Genomic DNA, 17,661 nt, shown 5'->3' on the forward strand with positions numbered 1-17,661 from the left:
GTGGCGAACATGGATTGGAAACTCGTCGCCAGAATCCTTGCCGTCCTTGCCGTCGCGGCACTCATGGTCGCATGCGCTATCACGCTGCGCCCGAACGCCACGGAGGAAGCTCCGGCGCCGACCATCCAGCCGCAAAGCGGGGAGCCTGCATCGAGCGAACTGCTCCACTGCCGCGAGATCGGCGCGGCCGCACTCGACGATGCCGGTTGCAAGAAGGCATGGGCCGACAGCCGCCGTCATTTCCTTGAGGGCAATGCGGAGCGGTTGCGGCCATGAACACCGGCGTCATCGACCGCTTTCTGGAGACCTTCACACGCTATATCGACTCGGGCTTCGGTTTGCTCGGCGGCGAGATCGGATTCCTCACATCCACGCTGATCGTGATCGATATCACGTTGGCCGGCCTGTTCTGGGCGTGGGGCGCCGATGAAGACGTGCTTCAGCGTCTGATCAAGAAGACGCTCTATATCGGCTTCTTCGCCTTCATCATCAGCAACTTCAACCGGCTCGCCGGCATTGTCTTCCAGTCCTTCAGCGGCCTCGGCCTGAAGGCCGGCGGATCGTCGCTAACAGCCGACACCTTGCTCCAGCCGGGCCGTGTCGCGCAGGTCGGCATCGATGCGGGCAATCCCATCCTCAAGGCCGCTGGCGACCTGATGGGCTACGTCTCCTTCTTCGAGAACTTCGTGCAGATCATGGTGCTCATGATCGCCTGGGCGATCGTGCTCATCGCCTTCTTCATCCTCGCGGTTCAGATCTTCATCACGCTGATCGAGTTTAAATTGACCACGCTCGCGGGCTTCGTGCTGATCCCGTTCGCGCTGTTCAACAAGACTGCCTTCCTTGCTGAAAAGGTGCTCGGCAACATCGTCGCCTCCGGCGTCAAGATTCTGGTGCTTGCCGTCATCGTCGGCATCGGCTCCGGCTTGTTCAGCGAGTTCACGGCCGGCTTCTCCGGCACGCCGACCATCACCGACGCGCTGGCGCTCGTGCTCGGCGCGCTCTCGCTGATGGGCCTGTCGATCTTCGGCCCCGGCATCGCCACTGGCCTCGTCTCCGGCGCGCCACAGCTCGGTGCCGGCGCTGCCGTAGGCACCGGCCTTGCCGTCGCCGGCATCGGTGCGGCCGGCGTCATGGGGGCGGGCGCCGGATTGAGCGGTGCGGCAGGCGCCATCGGCGCCGGCGGGCGCATGACGGCCGCCGCCGCGCGCGGCGGCGCGCATCTCGCCGGCAGCACATCGGGTGCGTATAGCGTCGGCGCATCCGGCCAGAACGGCATGGGCGCCGTAGCTGGCGGTCTCGGCGGCGTGGCGAAGACTGGCGCATCGGCCGCAATCCAGCCCGTGCGGCAAGCTGCGTCGCGCGCCGCAGCATCCCTCAAATCGAGTTACGGCGCCGGCCGCGCCGCCACCACGGGCGGGCAATCCCCGGCGGCAGCGACCTCCGGCGCTTCGACCGCCCAATCCTCTTCAGCATCCGGTGCGCCGCCCGCGTGGGCCGCGCGCATGAAGCACAGCCAGACCATGAGCCACGGCGCAACCGCGGCCGCCCATGCCGTGCGCTCCGGCGATCACGGCGGCGGCTCCATGTCCGTTTCTCTCCAGCAGGACGATCATAAATGAATCTCTTCCGGCGACCCTCGGTGCGCTACGCGCGCACGCCCGAACCCGAAACCCCGTATCTCAAGGCCGCGCAGGTCTGGGACGAGCGCATTGGCTCCGCGCGCGTTCAGGCGGCGAACTGGCGGCTGATGGCCTTCGGCTCACTGGCGCTTGCCGGCAGCTTCGCGGCCGCGCTCGTTTGGCAATCGACCCAGGGCACCGTCGTGCCCTGGGTCGTGCAGATCGACAAGTTCGGCGAGGCGCAAGTGATTGCGTCCGCCGTTGCGGACTACAAGCCGACCGATCCGCAAATCGCGTGGCATCTTGCGCGCTTCATCGAGCAGGTGCGCAGCATTCCGGCCGATCCCGTCATCGTGCGTCAGAATTGGTTGCGCGCCTATGACTACACGACCGATCGCGGTGCCATTGCACTCAACGATTACGCGCGCGGCAACGATCCCTTCACCAAAGTCGGCAAGCAGCAGGTCTCGGTCGAAATTTCCAGCGTCATTCGGGCTTCGCCGGACAGCTTCCGGATCGCTTGGGCTGAGCGCCGGTACGAGAACGGCCAGCTCTCCGGCACCGAACGCTGGACCGCCATCCTGACCGTCGTGATCCAACAGCCGCACACCGCCGACAAGCTGCGCGCCAATCCACTCGGTGTGTTCGTCAACGCAATCAATTGGTCGAAGGAGATGGGGTGATGGGGGACAAGAGAAAGAATGCTGCGCCGGCGCTGGTCGCCGTGATGCTGGCGACGACGGCGCTCGCCGGCTGTGCCAACAAGTTCATTCCGCCGGACATCGACTACGACGATGCTGCGCCCGCCGTGCTCAGCGCCGATCCGGTGGGGCCGGTGCAGGTCGTCGAGCTGCCGAAGCCTCTCCCGCTGCCGGGCCAGTTGAAGCCGGTTAACGCCGGCAAGGCCAAGCCCGAGCCCAACGATCCCAAGAAGCGTATCGCGCAGGCCAACGAAGCGGCGCGGATGCAGCCCGTGCGCAACGGATTCATCAACGCCGTGCAGGTCTATCCCTTCGTTGTCGGCGCTCTCTATCAGGTCTACGCCGCACCCGGCCAGGTCACGGACATCGCGCTCCAACCGGGCGAGCAGCTTGTTGGCGCTGGCCCCGTCGCTGCCGGCGACACTGTGCGCTGGATCGTCGGCGATACGCTCAGCGGCTCCGGGCAGACCGCCCAGGTCCATATCCTCGTCAAGCCGACGCGGCCGGATCTTCAGACCAACCTCGTCATCAACACCAACCTGCGCACCTATCACATGGAGCTGCGTTCGACTGAGAAGACCTACATGGCCTCGGTCTCGTGGCAGTATCCGCAGGACCAATTGATCGCGCTGCGGCGGCAGAACCAGCAGGCGACGCTCACGCAGCCGGTCGCCACCGGCGTCGATATCTCGAAGCTGAACTTCCGCTATCAGATCGAAGGCGACGATGCGCCGTGGCGGCCGCTGCGCGCCTTCGACGACGGCAACAAGGTCTATATCGAGTTTCCGTCGGGTATCGGGCAGGGCGAGATGCCGCCGCTGTTCGTCATCGGACCGTCCGGCAATTCCGAATTGGTCAACTACCGCGCCCGCCAGAACTACTACGTCGTCGATCGTCTCTTTGCCGCCGCCGAACTCAGGCTGGGCGATAAGGACAGCGAGAAGCGCGTGCGCATCGTGCGCACCGACGGCCGTCCGGGTCATGGCCCGAGGTTGTTCTGATGACCGACGCACCGACTCCGCCTCCCGGCGATATCCGCGCCGAATTGCGTTTGCGGCCCGAGCAGCCGCGCGTCACGCGCCTTTCGCGCAAGGTGCTCATCACGCTCGGCGGCGTCAGCGCCGTCGCCATCATGGCCGCGTTGTTCTGGGCGCTCGATGCCAACCGCCGCGCCAGCCAATCGCCGACCGAACTCTACAACACCGAGAACCGCACGCCGGCCGATGGGCTCGCCGGCTTGCCGAAGGATTACACGGGCATTCCCAAGCTCGGCCCGGCGCTGCCGGGCGACCTGGGGCGGCCGATCCTATACGCGCAGGATGAAGACCGTCCCGTCGTCGCACCGGATATACGCACACCGCGCGCCGATCCGGCCGAACAGCGCCGTCTCGCCGAGATTGAAGCCGCGCGTGTCGCCAAGGTGTTCACCGACAGCCGCGGTGTGCAGGCGACGGTTGCACCTGCGACAGCGCCCGCCGTCGGCCGTGTCGATCCGACCACGGGCCTCACACTGCCGACCGAGACGCCGCCGCTGGATCCGGGCGCCGCGCAGAATATGCAGGATCGCAAGCTCGCTTTCGTCAACGCCGCCGTCGATCGGCGCACGGTTACGCCCGATCGCGTGCAAGAGAAAGCGTCGCCGTACGTCGTGCAGGCCGGCACGGTCATCCCGGCGGCGTTGATTACCGGGATCAAATCCGATTTGCCCGGAACGATCACCGCCCAAGTGACGGAGCAGGTTTACGACACCCCGACCGGCAAACAGCTTCTCATCCCGCAGGGCGCGCGGCTGATCGGCCAGTACGACAGCCAGGTCGCATTCGGGCAGTCGCGCGTGCTGCTCGTCTGGAATCGCATCATCATGCCCAACGGCACCTCGATCGTGCTGGAAAGGCAGCAGGGCGCCGACGCGGAAGGCTATTCCGGTCTCGAGGACGACGTCGACTATCATTGGGGGCAGCTCTTCAGAGCGGCGATCCTCTCGACCTTACTCGGCGTCGGCACCGAGATCGGCGCAAGCAACAACGAGAATGAAATCGCCCGCGCGATCCGCCAGAGCAGCCAGGACACTGCTTCCGATGTCGGACGCCAGCTCATCCGCCGCCAGCTCAACATCCAGCCGACGCTCACCATCAGGCCGGGCTTTCCTGTGCGCGTGATCGTCAATCGAGACCTGATATTGCAGCCCTATGGGGCGGCGAAGGAGCCGTCATGACCAAGCTCAGGCTATCCGCTATCCCCGACGACCGACCAGTCAAGATCACGGTCGAACTGCCGGCCGCCGTCCATCGCGATCTCGTCGTCTATGCGGAGATCCTCGCCCGGTCCAACGGCGACACGCCGCCGCCTGACCCTGCCAAGCTGATTGCGCCTATGCTCCAGCGCTTTATGGCAGTGGATAAGGGATTTCGGAAGGCGAGAAGGCCGCTGTTGTCTTCCAATCGCTAATCCGGTCTGCGATCTCCCATCGCTCTCTTGATGACCGCATAGATTCTCTTGTCACCGAGCTGCGCGACATTGAAACGCAAGAAAGACGTCGCCGACTGAGAGACGCTGAAGACGTTCCCCGGCGCGAGTACGACCTTCTCCTCCATGCATCGTCGGGCGATCGCTGCCGAGTCGTGGCCATCAGGGAGGCGGCACCAAAGATAGAATCCTCCGCGCGGCATGATCCAAGGAGCGAGGCCGAGTGGCGCCAGCCGCTCTGTCGCCTCCTTCCTGGCTCGTGTCAGACGTTGGCGAACCTCGTCCATGTGTTTGCGATAGGTCCCGCCGGCTAGAACGTTGGCGATGAGTTCGGTCGCAACCGGGCTCGGTCCACCGAAGCTCGTAGCGACCTGGAGGTCGACCAAGCTCTCGATCCAGTCTGGCCGAGCGGCGATATAGCCACAGCGCACCGAGGCAGAGAGCGTCTTGGAGAAACTGCCGATCCTGATGACGCGGCTGAGGCCGTCGAGAATGGCGAGACGCGGCGATAAGGCCGGCTCGAAATCGGCGAAGATGTCGTCCTCGACGATCGTCAGGCCGTGGGCAGCGGCCGCGCTCAGCAGGCGATGCGCGGTCTGCGGAGAGATGCTGGCGCCGGTCGGATTGTGAAGGGCCGAGTTGGTGATGTAGAGGCGCGGATGGTCGTCGATAAGCGCCTGTTCGAAGGCCGTTGTGTCCGGTCCCGTCAGCGTAAAGGGAACGCCGACCATCCTGACCTGATGCGCGCGCAGCAGCGCCTGAAAGTTGAAGTAGCAGGGATCGTCGACGAGAACGGTATCGCCAGGTCGCAACAGCAAACGACATATCAGATCGATGGCCTGCGTCCCCGAGGCTGTCAGCATGATCTGAGGCTGTCAGCATGATCTGGTCGGGTGTGGCTGTGATGCCCTCATCGGCAAACCGGCCGAGCAGCAGGCGACGGAAGGCGAGTGAGCCGCGCGTGCTGCCGTAGTCAGCCAGCACCGTGTCATGGGTCCGGGCGAGCGCCCGCAATCCCTTCCGTAGCGCGTCATTCGGCATCCAGTCGGCCGGGAGCCAGCCGCAGCCCGGCTTGAGGAAGGTCGCATCGGCGTCGAGCGACTGCCGCGAAACCCAGAAGGGGTCGACATCGCGTTCGCGTGACGGCCCCATTTCGGTCAAGGCCATCGGCGGCAGATCTGCACCGGTGACATAAAAGCCCGAGCCTCGCCGCGCGTGGATAATGCCTTCGGCTACGAGGCGATCATACGCCTCGACCACGGTGGATGGTGAGACGCCCATCGTCTCGGCGAAGCGGCGAACCGAGGGCAAGCGGTCTCCGGGGCCGAGCGTGCGGTTTGCGATCTTGGCCCGGACAGCGTCCATCAGCTCTTCCGTCCGCGTCATCTGTCCGCCACGCGATCTGCCCTCGGCCAATTGTATAGGTTGCTGCATCCATACAGATTACAAGAATTGTATTCCACCGTTCCTGTCCGCACCAGCCGACGACCGCTAGTGCAAGGCTCACGGAAAGCGAGGGCACATGGAACGAACGACCGCGGGTTGGGGAAGCGGGCTCCTGGGTGTGATTATCTTCAGCGGGTCGTTGCCGGCCACGCGCGTCGCTGTCGCGGATTTCTCGCCGATGTTCCTCACATCCGCGCGCGCGGCGATCGCTGCATTGGTGGGGACGGTGTTCCTGTTGGCATTCCGTCAGGCACGCCCCGCGCGCAGCGATATTTTCCCGCTCATAATCGTGGCGCTTGGCGTCGTTGTGGGATTCCCTCTGCTGACCGCGCTCGCGCTTCAGCACATCACAGCGGCGCACTCGATCGTCTTCATTGGCCTGCTGCCGCTCGCGACGGCGATCTTTGGCGTCCTGCGCGGCGGGGAGCGCCCGAAGCCCGCCTTCTGGCTGTTCTCGATCGTCGGAGCTGCGACGGTCGCGGGCTTCGCGCTGTCCCGAAGCGATGGCGGATCGCTCGCGGGCGACCTTCTGATGATCGCCGCCATTCTGCTCTGCGGGCTCGGCTATGCCGAAGGCGCGACGCTCTCGCGTCGAATCGGTGGTTGGCAGGTCATCTCATGGGCCTTGTTGCTGTCGCTGCCTGTGATGGCAGTCATTACCTTGTTTACTCTTCCGAGTAGCTGGAGCGGCATCGGTGCGCCTGCCTGGATCAGCCTCGCCTATGTCTCGATCTTCAGCATGCTTGTCGGGTTCGTCTTCTGGTATCGCGGCTTGGCGCTCGGCGGGATTGCGGGGGTTGGGCAGTTGCAGCTCTTGCAGCCCTTCTTCGGGCTGATCCTGGCGGCGGTGTTCCTTCACGAGCCGATCGCCTGGACCATGATCGCATCCACGGCCATTGTCGTGCTCAGCGTTGCCGGCGCGAAGCGCTTCGCCTGATCCTGGCCCGTCATACGGCTGGTAGTGATGGGCGTCCGATCGGGCGTCGTGGGTCAGAAAGCGACGGAGTTCGGCTGGGCAAAGCTCAATGACCAATATCAGGAGAAGCTGAAAACGCCGCGCGTCTCCTAGAACTTGCTACGTCGCATCAGTTGGTCGCAAATGGTGACGCAGGTATCGGGAGCGGTGCGAAGGATTGGCGATGAAGGCTTTAGTGGTTGGCGGTACCCGATTCATCGGTGCGCATGTCGTGCGACGTCTCCATGATGCTGGCGCGCAGGTCACAGCCTTTCATCGGGGTGCAAGCTCTAACCCGATCTTGCCGGAGATCGAACACGTTCTGGACCCCGGAGCGGAATATCCGATAACGGCATTTCCGGCTGAATTGCTGCGCGATTGGGATATCGTCGTCCACATGGTCGCAATGGGCGAGGCCGATGCAGAGGCCGCCGCCCGCTCATTCGCAGGCCGAACGAAGCGCCTTGTTCTCGTTTCGAGCTGCGATGTTTACCGGGCCTATGGACGCTTGATGAAAACAGAGCCGGGACCGCAAGAGGCGGTGCCTCTGCACGAGGAGACGCCGCTTCGCTCGGTTCTTTATCCCTATCGCGGCATGGAGGCGCAACTTGGCGCTTACGTCCATGACTACGACAAGATATTGGCTGAGCGCGCCGTGCAGAGCACACCCGGCCTCGACTGGACAATTATGCGCCTCCCCAAGGTCTATGGAGCGGAAGACAACGGAGATCTTTCGACCGTTTACGGCTTTGCAGGGGTGTCGGAGTGGCGTTGGACCCACGGTCATGTCGAGAACGTTGCCGCCGCAATCGTGGCGGCCGTATCCCGTCCGGAAGCGCGCAACGCGGTGTTCAATGTCGGAGAGGCCGTCACCCCGACCATGGGCGAGCGGCTGGCGTCATTGCCGGCCCGAGGCGATGAGCCGCCCGTTCCGCCGCCGTTTGATTATCGACAGCACCTTGTCCTCGACACCGGGAAACTCCGTGCGGAGCTTGGCTACACCGATGTTGTCGATGAAAGAGCAGCTATGGCCGAGCTTGCTGTTGCGTCTGCATTGCGAAAGTGCCTTTGAGTGGAGGACGCCGGCGAGGCAATCCCCAAGGATCGGCAAAGTCGTTGTTGCCGTGGCTAGCGAGCCGCTCGTGTACGGAATAGACTCGACGGTCTCGAATTCAGATGTCCGATGACAGACATGCTGTGATTCCAGGACATCACGCGCGGCGGGGCCTTGTCAGTGAACAAATACCATATTGAATTGACAGCGCCCGAGCGCGCGATACTCGAAAAGATCGATCTTCGGGTGTCGCATCGCCATCATGATGAGGGGCATGCCGCCTACAAGGCGAACAAGGAACCGATTTTGGCGTTGTTGACTTCGCTAAGCAGCCGGAAGGCTGTTCCTGCGCAACGGCTCAGCTATTGGAACGATCCCCGCTACAACTACGGCCGCATCAAAGCGTCCCGCAAAGGGCTGTTCGAGCGGAACGGCTGCACGGGCGCCGACATCTACACTCATCCGCATTTCATCCCGTATCTGCGGTATTTCCTGTTCGGCGCGGACCTTCTGGCGGCGGTGATTGCCAGCTTCGAGGAGAAGGTGGGAAATCCGCAGTGGGTCACGTCGAGCGATATCGTGCCGATCGGAAAGTGCGCGCGCGACCTCACGCGTCAGAATCGCCTCGACGTCTCCGAGGCGCCGGATGAATTCTTCAAGCTCTGCCTTGATATGGGCCTCAGCCTTGGCATCGCGGAAAGCGTGATGCGGTCGGTGAAGCAAATCCGCTAAGGGGCGCTGAAACGAGAGGGGCTTGGCTTGGATCACATGATGAAGCGATGCGGCTGATGCATGAGCCTGAGATGAACGCAGCGGATTCGACCCTGACCTATGTCGATGCGGAGGCTCTGAAGCGTTTGGCTCAGGGCCTTACCTTCGATTTGCCGCGGTGCGCGCAGGTGTTGGATGGCGCGTTGATCTCCCTCAACGAGCAGACTGGCTTGCCCGATAGGATGCTTGCCTGGATTCGCGCGGGCGGCCTCATGAGCGGGACGGGGCCAGTGGAGCGCCGAGGGCGAATCATCGTTGACATCACGCAGACGATGAATGCTGACCGCCAGCAGGGATACTTCGCCACGGTCCTCTGCAAGAGCGACGAGCGGGAGTCCGCGCCCGTGGCCTTCTTCTCCATGCACTCGCCCACGCTGGACGTGCCGATGCGTGTCGAGGTGCCGTTGCGCGCCCTGATGGTAGGCAACCCGCCGCTAGCCGGGAGCTACACGCTCTATGTCCATGCGCTGATGACTAGCCTCGGCGAGACCTATGTCTATTACGGCATCACCAAGCGGGGCTGGAGCATCCGCTTCAACGAGCATACGCGGGCCGCCGTCGCCCAGAGGTCGAAGCGACTGCTGGCGCGCAAGCTCGATGAGCTGATTGATGCACGCGCGGCCGAACTGTCCGGGCGCGGGGACGATCGGGCGAAGCTGGCCGGCATCATCTCCGCCGTCTGTGGGACCGGCATGTCGCGCGAGGCCGCGCTCGCGGCCGAAGAGCGCATGGTGGACAAGTACAGCCTGGCCTCCAAGCATCCATACGGGCTAAACATGATCCCCGGCGGCCTCGCGGGATTGAGCCACATCCGCAACTTCCTGCGCGATCGGTAACCGGTCATGCCGCGCCACATCTTATTTTCCTGGCAGAGCGACACACCCAATCGGGTCGGACGATCGCTGATCTAAACCTGTCTCGAGCGGGCGATCAGTGTGCTGCAGGCCGATGCCGACATCGATCTGGCGGATCGGAACATCGCGGTCGACCGGGATACCTTGGACGTGCCCGGATGACCGCCGATCATGGAACCATCTTCGGCAAGATCGATCGTGCGGCCGTTTTCCTGTCGGACCTGACCTATGTGGTAGAGCGCGCCGGAGGCGGGCGCCCCCCCAATCCCAATGTTTGCCATCGGGGGAAGGGCTTGATCATTGTTCGGCTCTCCCCGGTTTGTGTCCCGCGCTCTAGATGAGGAAGGGTTGGCGCGGACCGGGCCATTCGTCGGCTTCCATCTGGAGCGCGCGATCAGCGCTGGCGATGCGTCGCAGGCTCGATGCGGCGATGAACTGCACTCCCAAAGCGAGCTTGACCACTTGCAGCCGCTTCAATCCGGCCGGCTTGTATCGGCTTTCGACATAGGGCGGCAGAGCGCTAACGACGGCTTGAACGTATGGGTCATCGCGGTGCTGGCGCGCGTTCGCCATGCGGCGGGCAAGCGACGACAGATTATGGCCGTCCTTGCCCTTTCTGAAGGAATCCGGGTCGACGCCGTCCCAGACAAGGGCCGCCTTCATTGAGAGTTCGGCCACCATGCAGATGGGCTGGATCACTGAGTCATGGCTGAACGTCGTCGGGAGAGTGTTCGCCACATCTTCAAGATTCGACCGCGCCATGCGCCAAAGCGTGACGGCCGCCTGATTTCTCTGTTCGACTTCATTCAAGCCATTGGTGAGATCGTGAAGATCGGCGACCGCAAGGGCAACCTCGCCGGCGATCGCTCGATCCTGCCTGCACCAGTTCCACCATTCTTCGGCACTCGAAAAGCCCGCTATCTGCCAGAGCTGGAGCGACACTTGGCCGAACACGACCGGGAAGGTGAGCTTGCGGACCTGATCGACGGACGCGGCGAAACCGATGCCAGCTCCTGGCCAGCTCGCATCGACTTCTGGGACCATAGCGGCATAAGCGTCCATGATCCGTTTGACTTCAGGGTTTCCGCCGGCGCCCATGACGAAGGTGGAACCGAGAAGCTCCATTGCGGCACGGAATGGCCGCTGATGAACGTGGATACCTTCCTCCGCGTATTTCAGGTCGAGCCGGCGCAGATCGTCCAACGTCCATGCGGTCATGCGCGATTTTCCTTCTTTGCGGATTTCAGGTTTCCGTATGTTCGGAAAGCCGCCTTTGCGATGAGACGACGGTCGAAAGGGACAGACCCGCGATCTCAATTCATCCTCATTCGTAGGGGAGTTCCCCAAATAGCCCGATCATGAGATCGCCATCGTAGAGGGAAAATGGAATCTCGACATAGTGGTCGCGATGGCGCGGCAAGGCGCGTCCATCGTTCGGGCCGTTCTTGGTGTGCCCCCGAACGTGCTCACCACTTTCCTTGATGTAGGGCAGCACAACGAGGCGGCCGTGGTTGGTGGAGAGGATCGTGCCTTCCTTCCAAATTGCCGCGCCTTCGGACTCGCGCGTCGACGATGTTTCCTTGACCTGCCAGCCGATACCGCCATCCGGCTCGTACCAGAAGACGATGCCGTTTGATACTAGCGCACGTTCGCCTCGGGCAAGAGCTTCGGCGAGTATCCGTTGCACGCTCGCGAGCTGGAGCAATTGATTGGCGCGGGGCAGAAGGATCTGTCTGATCTTAGCCTTCGTCTTTCCCCAATGGGTGCTGGCGCTCAGACCAAAGCCATTAGCGATCTTTGCGCGTTCTGCGATCTGTGCGGCTCTTTCGCCGGCATGATAGGGCTTCGACCAAACGTCATCCGGGCCTAAATATAGAAGGACGTAGCGCCATCGGTTGTTGGAGCGCCCGACCTTGACTACTCTCAGATACGGCATTTTGCTCAGTAGTTCTGCAAGCTCCTGACGATAACGCTCGGAGTCCGGCGCGAGCTTCAGGGTGGCGGCGTCCGGCCGCTCGTTATTGGTGTGACGGCGCAAGGCTTCGACCAACATCAGCACTTCTTCGTCTTGCAGACGCTGCTTGGCCTGCAGGGCCTTGTCGATCTTGAGTTCAAGCGATCGCTTGAGAACAGGGTCCATCGCACGCGCTGAGAGTGCCTGCCGTAAAGTTGGATTGAGTGCATTGGCGGCCGCGAAGGCAGTTTCGCGATCGGGATACCGGTCGGCAAAGACCGTGTCATTGTCTCCCGGCACCATGCGCTCACGCCAGATCGGCGCGAGCTCGCCCTTGTCGATGAGCTCCTGCATCAACCAACGCTCGAACAAGGGACGGTAGTGGGGCCAGACGGCCAGGACGACATCAGATGCCCGTTTTAGCTCCGACCATTTCAACATGAAGGAGCACCTCCGACGCGAGATGCCATGTTCTGAAGCTTCATCATCATGCGGCCTTCTCCTGCCGCGACTGGATATCGGCGATCCATTTTTCTAGCGCCTCAATTTCAGCTTCGATCGCCGATGGCGTCGGCAGCCGCGGGTTGATCTCGCCAGGCTGACTGTGAAGGAGCGCCGAGCAGCGCCCGAACGCCTCGCGCATGGCGGCGCAATCAGTATCGGTGAGGACGGTGAGCTTGATGAGGCCCGTCGTGTCTACTTTTCGGGAGAGGCGGCGGATCACTGGCCCGACTGCTTCCTCGACGGCGCGTTCCCAAGTCGTGCGGAGCTGATCCTGGAAGGACGTCACCTCGCGGAGCCATTTCGCCTGATCGCCGCGTTCGTGATGGATTTTCACGTTGGAGAGGTGGGCCTTCATCCCGTCGATCACTTTGTCGAGCGGCATGACGTTGGCGGGCGGGTCCTGATGGCAGTAGCCCGCATTTTCAGTGCCGCGACTGATCAGGCGGTACGCCACCGGCGTCGCTTCCCGGTCCTTGGTCGGGCGGCAAGCTTCATCGAGGAGAAGCAGGAACGCCATATCATGGGTGAAGACGATCACTTGGCGGGTCTGGCCGGCCTCGGCCAATCGCGCGGCGACCTTGTCGCGATGCAAATGGTCGAGCGAGGAGACAGGATCGTCGAACACGATCGCTGACTGGGCATCGATGGTCGACAGCTCGGCGAGAAACGCGGCCAACGCGACGCAGCGATGCTCGCCTTCGCTCAGGACCTTGCCGACCGGCTCGTTCGGTTTGTTGATCAGCCGGACCTGAAAGAAGGGGACGCCGGCGGTGGTCTTGGCCTGCTGAAGCTCGATGGCGAGGCCCGCGACTCCGAGCCTGTCCACCTCGATCGCGAATCTCCCGCGCAGGCGGTTGGTGACGAGAGCTTGCGCGATACGGGCGCTCTGGGTCGTGATCTTGTTTGTGGCCGTGTCCTTGCTGGCTTTCTCGATCGCCTCGATGGCCTTGAGACGCTCGATCTGGGCAAGTACGTCGGCTTTCACCACGTCGAGCCATTTGCGGTCAGCGAGGCTATCGCGCTCGGCGATGAGTGCGGCGCGCTGCGGGGAATTGGCTTCCGACTGCAGGCCTTCGATACGCGTGGCGATGCCGCTGAGGGCGGTACGCAGCGGATCGAGCGAGATGGTCGCTGCGGGCGGAAGATCAGGCTGGGCCGCGAGGCTGTGGGTTCGCAGAATGGCACGCAGCCGCCAAGCGAGATGGAGTATCTCGCGACGAAGGGTGCTCGCGACTTCATCCTGGCCGACATCATCGCGGATCGTCGCAACGATCGCGACGAGGTCCTTCATCGAGAGGGCTTGCGACGAGACCTCTTCGAGCTTCTTGTCATACGCGTCTGCGGCTTCCTCTTCACGGCGCTTGCTCTCGTCTTGCACGAAAGCCTCGAAGCTGCCGAGCCGCTTCGAGGCCTCCTCGGTGAGCGGCTGCTGGCAGAGGACACAATGGGCTCCAGTCCCGGTCACGGGGAAGGGCCGATCCGGATAGGCGGATGCGCGGGAATAATCCCGGGCCGCCTCCCACAAGGCTTTCCAGACGTCCGAGCCGATGTCGGGCAGTGGCTCATCGGCGAATAGGTTGGCGGAGGCGGCCGCGGCGGCGGAGCGCGCCGTTGCAAGGTGCGCATGGGCCTCGCGTAGCTCTGCCCGGCTTTCGTCCGTGGCGGCGGCCATGAGCCATTCGAGCCGCTCGATCGCCGACTTGATGCGGGCTTCCTGGCTCTGGAGCTGGCGAACCGTGCGCGCAGGATCGCTGGCCAGGTCGGCGTTGAGCGTTTGAAGCCGGGTTTCTTCTTCTGCGGTCAGGCCCGCGAGCTTGTCGACGGCCTCCTGCTTCGTCTTGCTCGACAGGCCCGCGATCAGCTTGCCGACGGGCGTCTCCGGTTTGCATTCGGGGTTCAGCAGGATCGCTGGTGTTTGCTCTTGGAGCGCTTTTATCTCGGCAGCCAGTTTGGCCTTCACATCCTGGCATGCTTGCGCGAGGCCGGCGAGAATCCGGAGCGGCAGCGGCGTATAGGCGAGATCGTTGGTGTTTTCGACATGGACATTGGCAGTGCGCGAGTCGAAGACACTGACGGCCGATAACATTGGATCGGGCGCGTTTCCCTGCGCCCAGGATGCGCTTCGCTTCTGTCCGCCGATGAAGAAGTCGACGCTGGCAGCCGGGGTGCCGGAGCCGGCCGCATAGATGTTGGGAAGGATCGCGTCGCCCTTCGGCGAGCGCGCCCGGCAGAGTTGCTTGAGGACGCGAGCGTAGCCAGATTTGCCAGCGCCATTGTCGCCGTAAATGATGGTCAGGCCCGTTTTACCGAACGAGAGGCGTTCTCCGGGCGCCAGCGCGTTGACATGCGACAGGCTGTGAAGAGCGCCGAGGCTAACGACAGCGTGGCTCGCTGCAGGATCCCTGATGTGGCTCGCGTCGAGCGGAACGGCTGTCGCGTCGCCCTTGCAAATCGTGACCAGGGCCGTGATATCGGCTGCCTCCAGCTTGGTCTGGCTACACAGCCGGCGCAGCGCGTCGCGTTGCCATGCCGGCAGGTCTGCCGACCATTTAAGGATGTCGGCGAGCGCCGCCGCCTCATTCGAGAGATCGTTTTCCTGCGCTTCCATCTTTGCCCCCTGATCGTGCCGCGTCTGGCGTCGGCTGTTTCCCCATGGTCCTTATGTTCGGTGGTTACCTGTCAGGTGCCGCCTCTGATGCGTCGTTCCTGACCGAGCGGCACGATCCAGCCGCCGGCGCGGTCAGGCCGAGCAAATTCATCCGGATGCACCGTCTGGGTCAGGCGAATACGCACAGCCTGCGGCTCTGCGTCGATGGCCGCGCGGATGAGGTCGCGCTCGATCCCAACGAAGACCGGCCTGAGGTTGAGGCGGGCGAGCGCCTCCTGATCGGCCGGGGCGGCGTCTGTGATCGGCCCCGCACGCGTGACGATGCCGCCGATCAGCCCGCCAATGGCAGTTGCTTTCTCCACCTCCCTTACCGGAGCGGCATCCAGGAGGGGCCTGGCGCGTCCGAGGTCTTCTTGGAGCCTGCGTGCAAATGGCTGGTGGGTGATGCGGCGCAGCACTCCGGCCAGCTCGGCGTGGCCGAGCGGCTTGATTAAATTGGCGATGTGCAGGCGCAGAAGTCCGATGAAGAGCGCATCCTTCTCCTGGGGATCGATAGGCTCGCCTTCGTCGATCGGATCGCGAACCGAGAGGTGGGCTTCGGTCGGGCCTGCCGCAGCCATGCCCCAGCGGGTTGCGATCGCAATGCGCTTCACCGTGACCTTGCGGCCTTGTGCGGTGATCTCGATCCGTCCGGCTTGCGTCCACGCGCGGTCCAGCGCTTTCGCCGGGCCTCCGACATCGTGACAGCCTTTTGCTTCGGCCACCGTTAGGGACGACAGATCGGCGGCGCAAGCGATCCAGTCGGGTAGATCGCCACGCGATAGGCGCGCGACCTTGACCCGCCGGCGACGATCGAGATCGATCGTTCGGCTGCCGAGATGGGCGAAGATAGAGAGTTTGAAATAGCGCTCAAGATAGGCGCGAGCGACGAAGCGTCCGAACAGGCCGGACAGCGCGACTTTGACTTCACGCGCCTGTCCGAGCGGCTCCTTGAAGATGAACGGCGTTCCCACGCCGGTCGGTGCCAGCAATGCGTCGAGGATCGACCACGCACCGTAGGCGGCGCCGGGCGTTTGCAGCACTTCCCGAATGCCGGCATCCTCGATGTCTGAGACTTCCAGATCCACGGTGGCGCTGGCGATGGGGCTCGCTGTCGCTGGCTCGAAGCTGTGAAGGAATGTCCTCGTCATAGTGCCAGCGCCCGTTTGAGATCGTCGTGCTCGAAGGCGCTGGCCATGCGGTTGATCTCGGCGGAGCGGGCGCCGACCGCCTTGGCTGCATCGCGCCAGGCTGCGGTCACAGTCGCGACTTCTTTGATAATCGCGCGGGCTTGCGGCAGCGTGAGCGCGAAGAACTCCGACGCGGCTTCCAACAGATCAAGCGAGCAGGTACCTTCGTCGAGATTGATGTTCGTCGTCAGCACCCGCGCCTTGAGGTCGGTCGGAACAGGATTGAGGTCGTATGCCGGCGAGAGAGACCAACCTGCCTTTCCCAGCCACAGGAAACCGTGATTGCGGAGGTGGTCGTCGACATTGGAGATCAGCACGTTGAAGACGACACGCCGATAGAGGGCATGGGCGTCCGTCTTCCCCTGGGCGCCGTGTTGAGCAAGAGCATCGACGATCTCCGGGTAGCTGCCGCGCTCGCCGTCCTTGGCGCCCATCATCGCCATCGCCGACAGGAATGGGATGCGGATCGCCCCATCGCGGTCGAAGCGTCGCGACAACATGACCGCCTTGCCGGCGACGTCGATCAGCTCGTGCTGAGGAGTGGCGATACCTGCCTGGTCGGCGAGCCGCATTGCGATCTCTTCCCAGGTCTCCATGCTGTAGTCGTCGGTTTCTTTCGGGAATTTTGCGATGGAGAGGTGGCCATGTTGGTCGATGACTGACGCCTTCGGACGCGCGCCGCCCAGAGAGGAGCCGGGAGCAAAGATGAGTTGGAGGTCCTCATCCGTTTCCTCGTCACGGAGAATTCGCTCGGTGATTTGGAGCAACCGGCCAAGCTCGATCAGGGCTGGAACGCCGGCACGGATCGGTGCCTGGAAAACCTCGTCGCCAATCCAGCGGAAGCGGAGCGCGCCAAGCCGGGTCTCGTCGGCGACCCCCAGCAGGTAATCGCTTTCCGCGAGAGTGCGAACGGCGCGGCCTTCGCGTTCGGCGAGACGGCGCTCGGCGCGCTGCATGAGGCGGCGGCCCCAGGTATCCGGCGCCGAGTCGCCGATGGAGCCGAAAGTCGCCAGTCCCGCAGGAGGAGCGAAGGCGCCACGCGTCAGTGCAAGTGCTGGCTCCAGCGAGAAGCGATCCGGATCCTCAAGCCATGCACTATCGTACTCGAAGAGAATGGTCTCTGTGCCTCGGACGCGATTGCTCCTCGCCAGTCCGATCGGGTGCGTGCGGCCATCCAGATCGATATGGACCTCGAAGTCAGCCATTGCGGGACGGTCCGGTTGGCCGCTTGAGATGGACGTGTTTGGGCAGATCGGCGCTGGCCAGCGCCTGTCCGACGCTGTCGTTGCTGATGTCGGCGACCTGGCTTAGGCCGTCGAGCAGACCGAGCGCCTGCAGGACGCTGGCATAGATGCCGATGCTGACGTTGGTATCTCCGGCTTCGACTTTTTGCAGGGTCGAGCGGGACGTGAAAGCGCGTTCGGCCACGACTGCCATCGGCAGCCGTCGGCGCCGACGGGCATCGTGGATGTCCGACCCAAGCTTACGCAGTGCCCG

Annotated in this window: 16 protein-coding genes and 1 pseudogene; 10 read left to right on the forward strand and 7 right to left on the reverse strand. The window is 63.4% G+C overall.

Annotated features, from left to right (window positions below; genetic code table 11):
* Positions 1-9 precede the first annotated feature (9 nt).
* From trbK-alt to IP86_RS00935, 6 genes are read left to right on the forward strand one after another with little or no spacing between them, the layout of a single operon-like run.
* Complete coding sequence (gene trbK-alt / locus IP86_RS00910; protein WP_156332344.1) at positions 10-276, forward strand: putative entry exclusion protein TrbK-alt; 267 nt, start codon at positions 10-12, stop codon at positions 274-276.
* A complete protein-coding gene (gene trbL, locus IP86_RS00915) occupies positions 273-1,622 on the forward strand; it encodes a P-type conjugative transfer protein TrbL (protein WP_054160690.1) in 1,350 nt (449 codons plus the stop codon). Before trbK-alt ends, trbL begins: the two co-directional genes overlap by 4 nt.
* Positions 1,619-2,305, forward strand: coding sequence for a conjugal transfer protein TrbF (gene trbF / locus IP86_RS00920; protein WP_054160691.1), 687 nt, complete (start codon positions 1,619-1,621; stop codon positions 2,303-2,305). The genes trbL and trbF overlap by 4 nt, the downstream gene beginning before the upstream one ends.
* Entirely contained in the window at positions 2,305-3,324 is a 1,020-nt protein-coding gene (trbG, locus tag IP86_RS00925; RefSeq protein ID WP_054160692.1) for a P-type conjugative transfer protein TrbG, read from the forward strand. The genes trbF and trbG overlap by 1 nt, the downstream gene beginning before the upstream one ends.
* Complete coding sequence (locus IP86_RS00930; RefSeq protein WP_054160693.1) at positions 3,324-4,538, forward strand: TraB/TrbI/VirB10 family type IV secretion system protein; 1,215 nt, start codon at positions 3,324-3,326, stop codon at positions 4,536-4,538. The genes trbG and IP86_RS00930 overlap by 1 nt, the downstream gene beginning before the upstream one ends.
* Positions 4,535-4,771 carry a DUF2274 domain-containing protein gene (locus IP86_RS00935; RefSeq protein WP_054160694.1) on the forward strand — a complete coding sequence of 79 codons (237 nt, stop codon included), beginning with the start codon at positions 4,535-4,537 and terminating at the stop codon, positions 4,769-4,771. Before IP86_RS00930 ends, IP86_RS00935 begins: the two co-directional genes overlap by 4 nt.
* On the opposite strand, the pseudogene IP86_RS00940 reads toward IP86_RS00935, so the two are convergent.
* Positions 4,768-6,223, reverse strand: a pseudogene (locus IP86_RS00940) (aminotransferase-like domain-containing protein). The gene IP86_RS00935 and the pseudogene IP86_RS00940 sit on opposite strands and share 4 nt — an antisense overlap.
* Before the next feature lie 88 nt (positions 6,224-6,311).
* On the opposite strand from IP86_RS00940, the gene IP86_RS00945 reads away from it, so the two are divergent.
* The 4 genes from IP86_RS00945 to IP86_RS00960 all read left to right on the forward strand — a co-directional run bounded on the left by IP86_RS00945 (position 6,312) and on the right by IP86_RS00960 (position 9,851).
* A complete protein-coding gene (locus IP86_RS00945) occupies positions 6,312-7,172 on the forward strand; it encodes a DMT family transporter (RefSeq protein WP_054160695.1) in 861 nt (286 codons plus the stop codon).
* A gap of 202 nt (positions 7,173-7,374) precedes the next feature.
* Positions 7,375-8,262 carry an NAD-dependent epimerase/dehydratase family protein gene (locus IP86_RS00950; RefSeq protein ID WP_082363707.1) on the forward strand — a complete coding sequence of 296 codons (888 nt, stop codon included), beginning with the start codon at positions 7,375-7,377 and terminating at the stop codon, positions 8,260-8,262.
* Positions 8,263-8,424: 162 nt separating this feature from the next.
* Positions 8,425-8,976, forward strand: a complete 552-nt coding sequence (locus IP86_RS00955) for a hypothetical protein (RefSeq protein ID WP_054160697.1) — start codon at positions 8,425-8,427, stop codon at positions 8,974-8,976.
* A gap of 71 nt (positions 8,977-9,047) precedes the next feature.
* Entirely contained in the window at positions 9,048-9,851 is an 804-nt protein-coding gene (locus IP86_RS00960; RefSeq protein WP_156332345.1) for a hypothetical protein, read from the forward strand.
* Positions 9,852-10,202: 351 nt separating this feature from the next.
* Here IP86_RS00960 and IP86_RS00965 read toward each other — a convergent pair whose 3' ends face one another.
* From IP86_RS00965 to IP86_RS00990, 6 genes are all read right to left on the reverse strand, one after another.
* A complete protein-coding gene (locus IP86_RS00965) occupies positions 10,203-11,087 on the reverse strand; it encodes a hypothetical protein (RefSeq protein ID WP_054160699.1) in 885 nt (294 codons plus the stop codon).
* A 106-nt stretch (positions 11,088-11,193) separates the two neighbouring features.
* A complete protein-coding gene (locus tag IP86_RS00970; RefSeq protein ID WP_054160700.1) occupies positions 11,194-12,264 on the reverse strand; it encodes a hypothetical protein in 1,071 nt (356 codons plus the stop codon).
* Positions 12,265-12,310: 46 nt separating this feature from the next.
* A complete protein-coding gene (locus IP86_RS00975; protein ID WP_054160701.1) occupies positions 12,311-14,935 on the reverse strand; it encodes an AAA family ATPase in 2,625 nt (874 codons plus the stop codon).
* 71 nt (positions 14,936-15,006) lie between these two features.
* Positions 15,007-16,125 carry a hypothetical protein gene (locus IP86_RS00980; protein ID WP_197279583.1) on the reverse strand — a complete coding sequence of 373 codons (1,119 nt, stop codon included), beginning with the start codon at positions 16,123-16,125 and terminating at the stop codon, positions 15,007-15,009.
* Positions 16,122-17,369, reverse strand: a complete 1,248-nt coding sequence (locus IP86_RS00985; protein WP_054160702.1) for a type II toxin-antitoxin system HipA family toxin — start codon at positions 17,367-17,369, stop codon at positions 16,122-16,124. The genes IP86_RS00980 and IP86_RS00985 overlap by 4 nt, the downstream gene beginning before the upstream one ends.
* Positions 17,362-17,661 (reverse strand): helix-turn-helix domain-containing protein (locus IP86_RS00990; RefSeq protein WP_245290497.1); only part of this gene is annotated, 300 nt, incomplete at its 5' end. The genes IP86_RS00985 and IP86_RS00990, both read right to left, overlap by 8 nt.

Source organism: Rhodopseudomonas sp. AAP120, assembly GCF_001295845.1.
Taxonomy (GTDB): Bacteria; Pseudomonadota; Alphaproteobacteria; order Rhizobiales; family Xanthobacteraceae; genus Rhodopseudomonas.